At 66.7% G+C, this 6,870-nt stretch carries 4 protein-coding genes; all 4 read right to left on the bottom strand.

What is annotated here, in order from left to right:
- The coding region (locus EB084_16805; GenBank protein ID NDD29917.1) for a hypothetical protein at nt 1-583 on the bottom strand (583 nt) is incomplete at its 3' end.
- Nucleotides 584-589: 6 nt separating this feature from the next.
- Complete coding sequence (locus EB084_16800) at nt 590-1,297, bottom strand: hypothetical protein (protein NDD29916.1); 708 nt, start codon at nt 1,295-1,297, stop codon at nt 590-592.
- A gap of 166 nt (nt 1,298-1,463) precedes the next feature.
- Nucleotides 1,464-4,973, bottom strand: a complete 3,510-nt coding sequence (locus EB084_16795; GenBank protein ID NDD29915.1) for a hypothetical protein — start codon at nt 4,971-4,973, stop codon at nt 1,464-1,466.
- Nucleotides 4,974-5,056: 83 nt separating this feature from the next.
- A partial coding sequence (locus EB084_16790; GenBank protein NDD29914.1) for a PAS domain-containing sensor histidine kinase occupies nt 5,057-6,870 on the bottom strand: 1,814 nt, incomplete at its 5' end.

Here is a 6,870-nt window from a genome sequence, read left to right as displayed (position 1 = left end):
CACCGGGGAGAGCGGCGCGCAGGGCTGCCTTCGCGTTGCGGTCGTGACGCAACGTGGGGGTGCCGATATGCGATGGGTCGGCCAGCTTCGGCGGCAGCGCGGTCAGCGAGAAGCTTCTGGTTGCTCGTGCCAGTGCCGGTGAGGGGTGCCAGCCGGTCGCAGCCAGTGCTGCCCCCATAGTGATTCCGGCGCAAGCGCCTGCAAGTCCACCGATCACGCGACCCGTGCGCGTCTTGCGCTCGAAGATGACGCCGGCGGTCATTCCCGCGGCAAATCCGGCTCCGATCTCGGCGATGGCGCAGAGTCCCACGCCAAACGGGGAGGGGAGGGCCTGGGCAGCCAATCGTGCGAGCACGGCTCCGGCGCTGGCTCCGCCTGCGACCACGAGTCCACGTCCTGCCGCAGCTCCCACGAGCGCGCCGATGGCGCCGGAGGATTTCACCGAATCAGAGATCGATTCTGTTGAGGTGGGTACAGCGGAGCCCATGAGAACAGGGGCCGATCCGCCTGGCACGTGCAGACGTGCCGGACGGAAGGCCCCGCGATACGTGGTCGGGTCTACCGTTCCGCGTATCGTGATCATCTGTGCTCAGCGGGCGATGTTCCAGGACTCGGCGGCGGCACCCGGAGCGGCTGCCGGAGCGCTGCCCTTGCTCTCGGCCTCGAGCTGGGACATGGCGCTGTCGAGCTGGTTGTCGCGCTCGAGCTTCTTGGCCTTGGCGTCGAGGTCATCGCCATTGATCTGGCTCACGGCATCGTTGGCGCGCTCGCGGGCGGTCACGTCGTCCTGCGCCTGCTTGAGCTGGTTGAGGGAGCTGCTCGGGTCGGTGCCCTTGATCTTCTCCTCAGCGCCAACCACCTGCTCGCGCGCCTTGATGGCCTCGGCCGAGTTCTGGGCCTCCCGCGCCTGGCTCTGAAGGTCTTGCGCCTTGGCGCGGAGGGTGTCGATGCGGGTCTGCTGGGCGTCGATCTGCTGCTGCAGCTGGGCCGAGAGGTTCTTGGCGAGAATCTCGCGCTCGAGGGCCTGGCGGGCCGCGGCCTTGTCACCGGTCTGGTTGAACTTCACCGCGGCGGCGTGCCACTTGGCGGCATCGGCGTCGGCGGCGCCCTTCTGGTCCTTCACCCGCTCGAGCTGGGCGATGGCCTGCGCAACGCCGTTGGTGAACTCGGCGGTGTCCTGCTGGATCTGGTCGGCGGCCTGCTGCGCGCGCGCGCCGGCGTTGCTCTTCTCTGCTCCGTGGAGCCACTCGTTGCTCTTGGCCTTCACCAGATTGAACGCTCTGCCGATGATGCTCATGGTCACTGTTCCTCTTTCTGTCTCTTGTTTTTTATGGGGATTTCTCGGGGGAATCGTCACAGCCAGGGGTAGTGTAGTGTCAGGGGTTGAACGGTTTCTGAAAAAAACGGGTTTTTCTCAGGCCAGCGATGTTTTTTTGCGCCTCTGCCGGCGCTCGCGACGTCGTTCAGAAATCACCGCCGCGCGATCCCGAACCGCCACCACCGCTGAAGCTTCCGCCGCTGCTCGAGCTGCTGCTCGCCTGACGCGCCTCTTCTTCACGGCGTGCCTCGGCGGCCCGTCTCTCCTCTTCGGCGCGCCGCGCCTCGGCCTCGAGCCTCTCGAGTTGACGCACCTCAGCGTCGAAGCGGCTGCGTGCAGACGACACCGCGAACGCGGCGGCCGTTGCGGCCTGCGTCGCCTCCGCCGATGCGTTCTCCGCTGAGGCTTCGGCGGCTTCGTACTGCTGCGCGCCAACCTCGCCTCGGGCCCGTGCCAGCGTTGCGCCGGCGGCGGCGAGGGCGGTGTACGCCCCCGCGAGGTCGAGGCCGGACACCTGCTCATGTGCGCTGCCGTAGCTGTTCGACCACGACCACGACTGTCCGGCCGCTGCGCCGACCTGGGCGGTTGCGCTGATGACGCTGCTTTCGGCGCTCGAGATGGCAAGGTTGGCCTGCTCGAGGGCGCGGGCGTCGGCCGCGATGGCGCTCTCGACCTGCTGGCGCAGGTTCTCGGCCACTGCGATGCGCTCTTCCGCGAGATACGGATCACGCGCGTGCGCGGTCACGGCGCCCTGCGCCCCGCGCAGCGCCGTATCGGCCTGCTCCATCAGGCTGCGGGCCTGATCGCGCACGAACGACTGGGCGGCGCTGGCGCGGGTCTGAGCGTATCGTGCGCCCAGCTCGCTCGACGCCTGCTCAACGCCGCGCTGTCGATCGGTGAGCACGTTCTCCGCATGTGTGATGGCCTCGAGCAGCCCCTGCGCCTGCCGGAGCGATGTGTCGGCGGCGGTCAGGTCGTCGCGCGAGCCAAGAACCCAGGCGCGGTCGAAGTTCGTCACGGCGCTCGCGGTGTGCTGACGCGCTTCAGTCACGGCCGCGAGCGATCGGTCGATGCTGTCGGCCAGGGTATCGCCGGCGCCCACCTCCGCGGCCACCTTGCGCAGCACGTCGCCAGCGTAGGTCTTCTTGATGCGCCCCAGCGCTGGGGTGTAGGTCGTGGGAATGCTCACATCAATCGCCCCGGTGCGCTGCTCCCGCTCGTGCAGGGTGGCGCTGTGCGCGCTCACCGCCTCGCGCGATTCAGCCACGAGGCGATGGGCGTCGGCGCTCTGCTCGCGCGCGTCGGTGAGCAGGGCGTCGGTCTTGTCGACATCGCCCACGTCGAGGGTGCCCTTTGCGGCTTCGACGTCGCCCCGCGCCTTCGAGGTGCGCGTGGAAGGGTCGCGGTCTGGCTCGCGCAGCACCTGGTCGGGCGTGCCGTTCTTGAATGCGCCCGCCGATTTCAGCGCGCTGCTGAGCGCAGTTCGTCCGGCCTCGATGTCGTTCTCTGCTGCGGTGATGACGCCGGGCACGACCTCTCGGCGCTCCCCATCGAGGCGAACCGCGGTCTCGACACGCGTCTTCAATGCCGCCACGTCGTTCCCCAGGGCGGTGATGTCGTCAGTCACGCCTGTGCGTAACGCCTTGTTTGCGAGCTGGTCGAGCCGGTTGCTGAGCGACTCCTGCGCCGTGTGGGCCCAGTCGGTCTTCACACCGTTTGCGTTCAGCGCGGCATCTGCGCTGGTCACCGCAGGCAGCAGCGCTTGTCGTGCCTGACTGCCCGTGCTCACGATGGCGGCGGCATCGCCGGTCATGCGCTCCGCGGGGACGGCGCAGTCATCCCATGCGGTCACGAAGTTATGCGCGGCCAGCTTCTGGCCCTTGGCCAGCAGGCCTCCCTCGGCCGCGGAGGAGAGTACCGCGGGCATGAGGTTGGTGGTGACCGACGGCGCTGTGAAGAGACCATCGGGAGCCTTCTGCTGCAGGGCAGCGGCGTCGCTCCTGGCCTTTGCAGCCGCGCCCTCGATCTTCTGCAGATAGCCGTTGATGTCGGCGCTCTTCGACTCGATCTCAGCCAGGTTTGCGCGTGCGGCGTCACGGCTGTCGGCCATGGCGAGCAGCACGTCGCGCAGCGATTTCTGGAACGCGCGTGAGTCTCCCTGGGCAAGGATCTGCTCGCGCCACGTGTCGGCCTTCGATCCTTTCTCCATCACCGCGCGTGACGCGTCGTGCAACGAGAACGAGAGGGTGCGGTTCGGGTCGGTGAGCAGCGCCAGCGCGTCGTTGTACCGCCCGGTGGTGAACATGTTGCGCACCGCCCCGACACCTTTGGCGTGCACCAGCTGGTTGGCCTCGTCGACGAACTTCTGGGCGCCGCCCACAAGGGTGAGGGCTTCGACCACGTTCTCGCGCAGGCGATCGGCCACTTCCTTTGTCTTGCCTTCGTAGGCGGCCACCTCGTGCACGTCGGCCGTGTTGAGCAGATCCATCAGCTCGTTCGAGCGCACCCCGATCTCAGCCACCGCCGCGTCGAGCTCTTTCTGCGCTTTGGCACCCGCGGCGCTGGCGCGGCGGTTGGCCACGACACCCGTGGCGATGACGGCCAGCGCAACCGCGGCGGCGATCTCGTGGCGCACGGTGCTGGCGCGGTCGGCAGCATCGCGTGCGGCCTGCGCCTCTCGCGTGGCGGCTTCGTGCGTCTGGCGAATATCGGCATCGACCCGTGACTGCATGGTGGTCATCACGGTCTCGAGGGCGCCGGGGATGTCTTTCCCTTCGTCCTTGAACGCGTGGACGAACTGCTGCAGCAGGGGCCCGGGGGTGCCGTCGGGGGCGGCAAACGCGGCTTCGCCGACGCCGACGCGGTCGAGCATCGACTCGGCGCGCATGAAGATCTTGCGTGCGTTGGGATTGCCGTCGACGTTGTGGTAGATCATGAAGACGGCACCGTCGCGTTCCCCGGTCTGGGGATTCACTACGCTCTCGAATGCGCTGCTGTTTCCGATTCCGCGGCTCAGGCGCAGGTCGTCGCCCTTGATGTCATCGGTGCGTTCGATCAAGACGACATAAACATTCGGATGTTCGCGCAGCACCTCGCGATAGCGCGCGAGGTCGTCGCTCACCAGTGGGGTCCCGTTGAGCTTCGGATTGCCCACGACGTACAGCTGGTGGCTGCGGTCGAAGCGGCGCACCGCATCGTCGATGCTCTGGGCACGCACGGGTCTTGCGTCGCGCATCCGCGTGTCGGTCTCGGTTGTCTGCGGCGTCTCAGCGAGCGCCTGGCTCTGCACCGTCTGCGCCATGGCTGGCGTGGGCAGGGTGGCGATGCCTCCGATGACCCCGATTCCGCTCAAGCCCAGGGCGAGCATGCCCATCAGGCGGTTTCCGAGGGGCGTCGCGGACGCCTCCTCAGCCGCTGCTTCGTGGCGCACCGGGGCGTTGATGTGGGGGGGCGGCGCAGTCACCGTCGAGGACATGGAGAATGGGTTCACGACGGAGACGCGACTCGCTCCGGGAAGTCGCGGCCCGCTCGTCCACGCGACGCCATCGGTCGGAGGCGTGTCGCTGGAGGCGGAGAGACCTTCGTGATGGATGGGTGCGCAGGTCGTGCTGACGCGGCATCGGCCAGGGGAGATGTGGGGCGATCGAATATCCATCGAGATCCTCCAAAGCAGTTCGTGCGCGCAGGATATCGATGGCAGATGAAATGATTCTGAAATTTCGTCACTGGGCCGTGAAATCAGCCAGAATCCGTCGGTCTCGGCCGTGCGCGCTGCCGGGTGCTCGTCTCGAGGGCGGCATCGATTGCGGCAGTGAACGCTCTGACATCGAACGGCTTCTGCACGAACCCGTAGGCACCGGCCGCCTTCAGCGCCGTGCACCCGTGTCTGTCCGGATCGGTGGTCACGATGAGCACCGGCACGTTTGCGGTTCTGTGCGATGCGCGCAGCTTTGCGAGAACGTCGAGGGCGCTCGTGTCGGGCAGGTCGAGGTCGACTACGATGAGGCTCAGGTCGGTGGTCGAAGCCAGCTCGAGGGCGATGCTGCCCTGCATGGCCGCGACAAGCCGGATGTCGGGTCGATTGCGCAACATCTGCTCGACGAGGAGAACGCTGAGTACGTTGTTCTCGACATAGAGCACCACGTCGGTCGGGGACGGCTGCTCTGACGATTGGGTCGCGTGCGGTGACGGTTGCTCGGCGATCATCTCGTGGGCGGGTTCCGCGTTGGGAAGCTCGACCCAGAACCGGCTGCCTTCGCCTGGCTGGCTCTGGAAGCCCAGCGTGCCGCCCATGGCCTCTGCCAGTGCTTTGGAGAGCCAGAGACCCAGACCCGTTCCCTCGATTCGCCTGACCTCAGCGCCGAGGCGTTCGAACGGCTGGAACAGCTGCTGCTGCCCCTCGGGGGGGATGCCGGGGCCGGTGTCGTGCACGAAGAGACGCGTCTGATGATCGCTTTCCTGACAGTAGAGGTAGACGCGGCCGTGCGGCGTGTTGTACTTCACGGCGTTCGAGATGAGGTTGAGCAGAATCTGCTTGAGGCGTTGCGCGTCGGCCGTGACCCGCTTTTCACAGCTGCCCTGCGCAACGGTTTCGAGGGTGATGCCGGCACGCGCGGCCAGCGGTTGGCTCATCTGCATCACGTCGTCGAGCAGCGCGCGCAGCGAGACATCTTCAAGATGAACCTGCAGCCGTCCCGATTCGATGCGCGAGATGTCGAGCACCTCGTCGATGAGGCGCAGCAGGTGCTCACCCGCTTTGAAGATGTGTGTGGCGAAGGTCGGCACCTCTTCGGGTGTGCAGGCCCCCTCCAGCAGCAGCTGCGAGAATCCGATGACCGCGTTGAGCGGCGTTCGCAGCTCGTGGCTCATGCGTGAGAGGAACTCGTTCTTGGCGAGATTGGCGATCTCGGCCGCGCGCTTCGCCTCAGCGAGGCTCACGTTCGACGTCTCGAGGCTGTTCACCGCGTCCTGCAGCAGGCGCGTACGCTCCTTCACCAGTCGTTCGAGCTTGATGCGATGCTGCTCGAAGGCTCTCTCCGCCCGTTTTCGATCCGTGATGTCGCGCATGCTGGCCATCACGCTCTCGACCGTTCCATCGGGGGTGCTCTCCGGAACGATGCGCATCTCGATGAAGCGCGGTTCGGGCGTTGTGGGAAGCTTGAAATCGCCGCGTTGCTCCTGCCCTGTTTCGAATGCTTCCCTTATCAGGGGAATCCAGCGCGTTCCGAGACCTTGGGGGAAGTCGATCTCGTCTGGCCTGCGGCCGATGCAGCCCTCGGGAGAGACGCCGCTCAGATAGGGTCGGGCCGCGGGGCTGAGATACAGCAATCGGAGATCTCGATCGAGGCGCGCAATGATGTCGGCGGAGTGCTCGGCGAGGCTCTTGAAGGCTTGCTGTGATCGCTGCAGCTCGATGTCGGCGTTCTCGCGCATCTGGAGCAGGGTGTGCTGGCCGTTCACCTTCTGCTCGACGAGGGTGGCCACGAATTCGATGAACTGCTCGTGCAGGCCATCGAATGGGCGAGCCGGGTTGATGCCCACCACCAGAAGGC

The organism is Pseudomonadota bacterium, from assembly GCA_010028905.1.
Lineage (GTDB): Bacteria > Vulcanimicrobiota > Xenobia > RGZZ01 > RGZZ01 > RGZZ01.
This window is presented reverse-complemented; position numbering and strand designations above follow the sequence as displayed.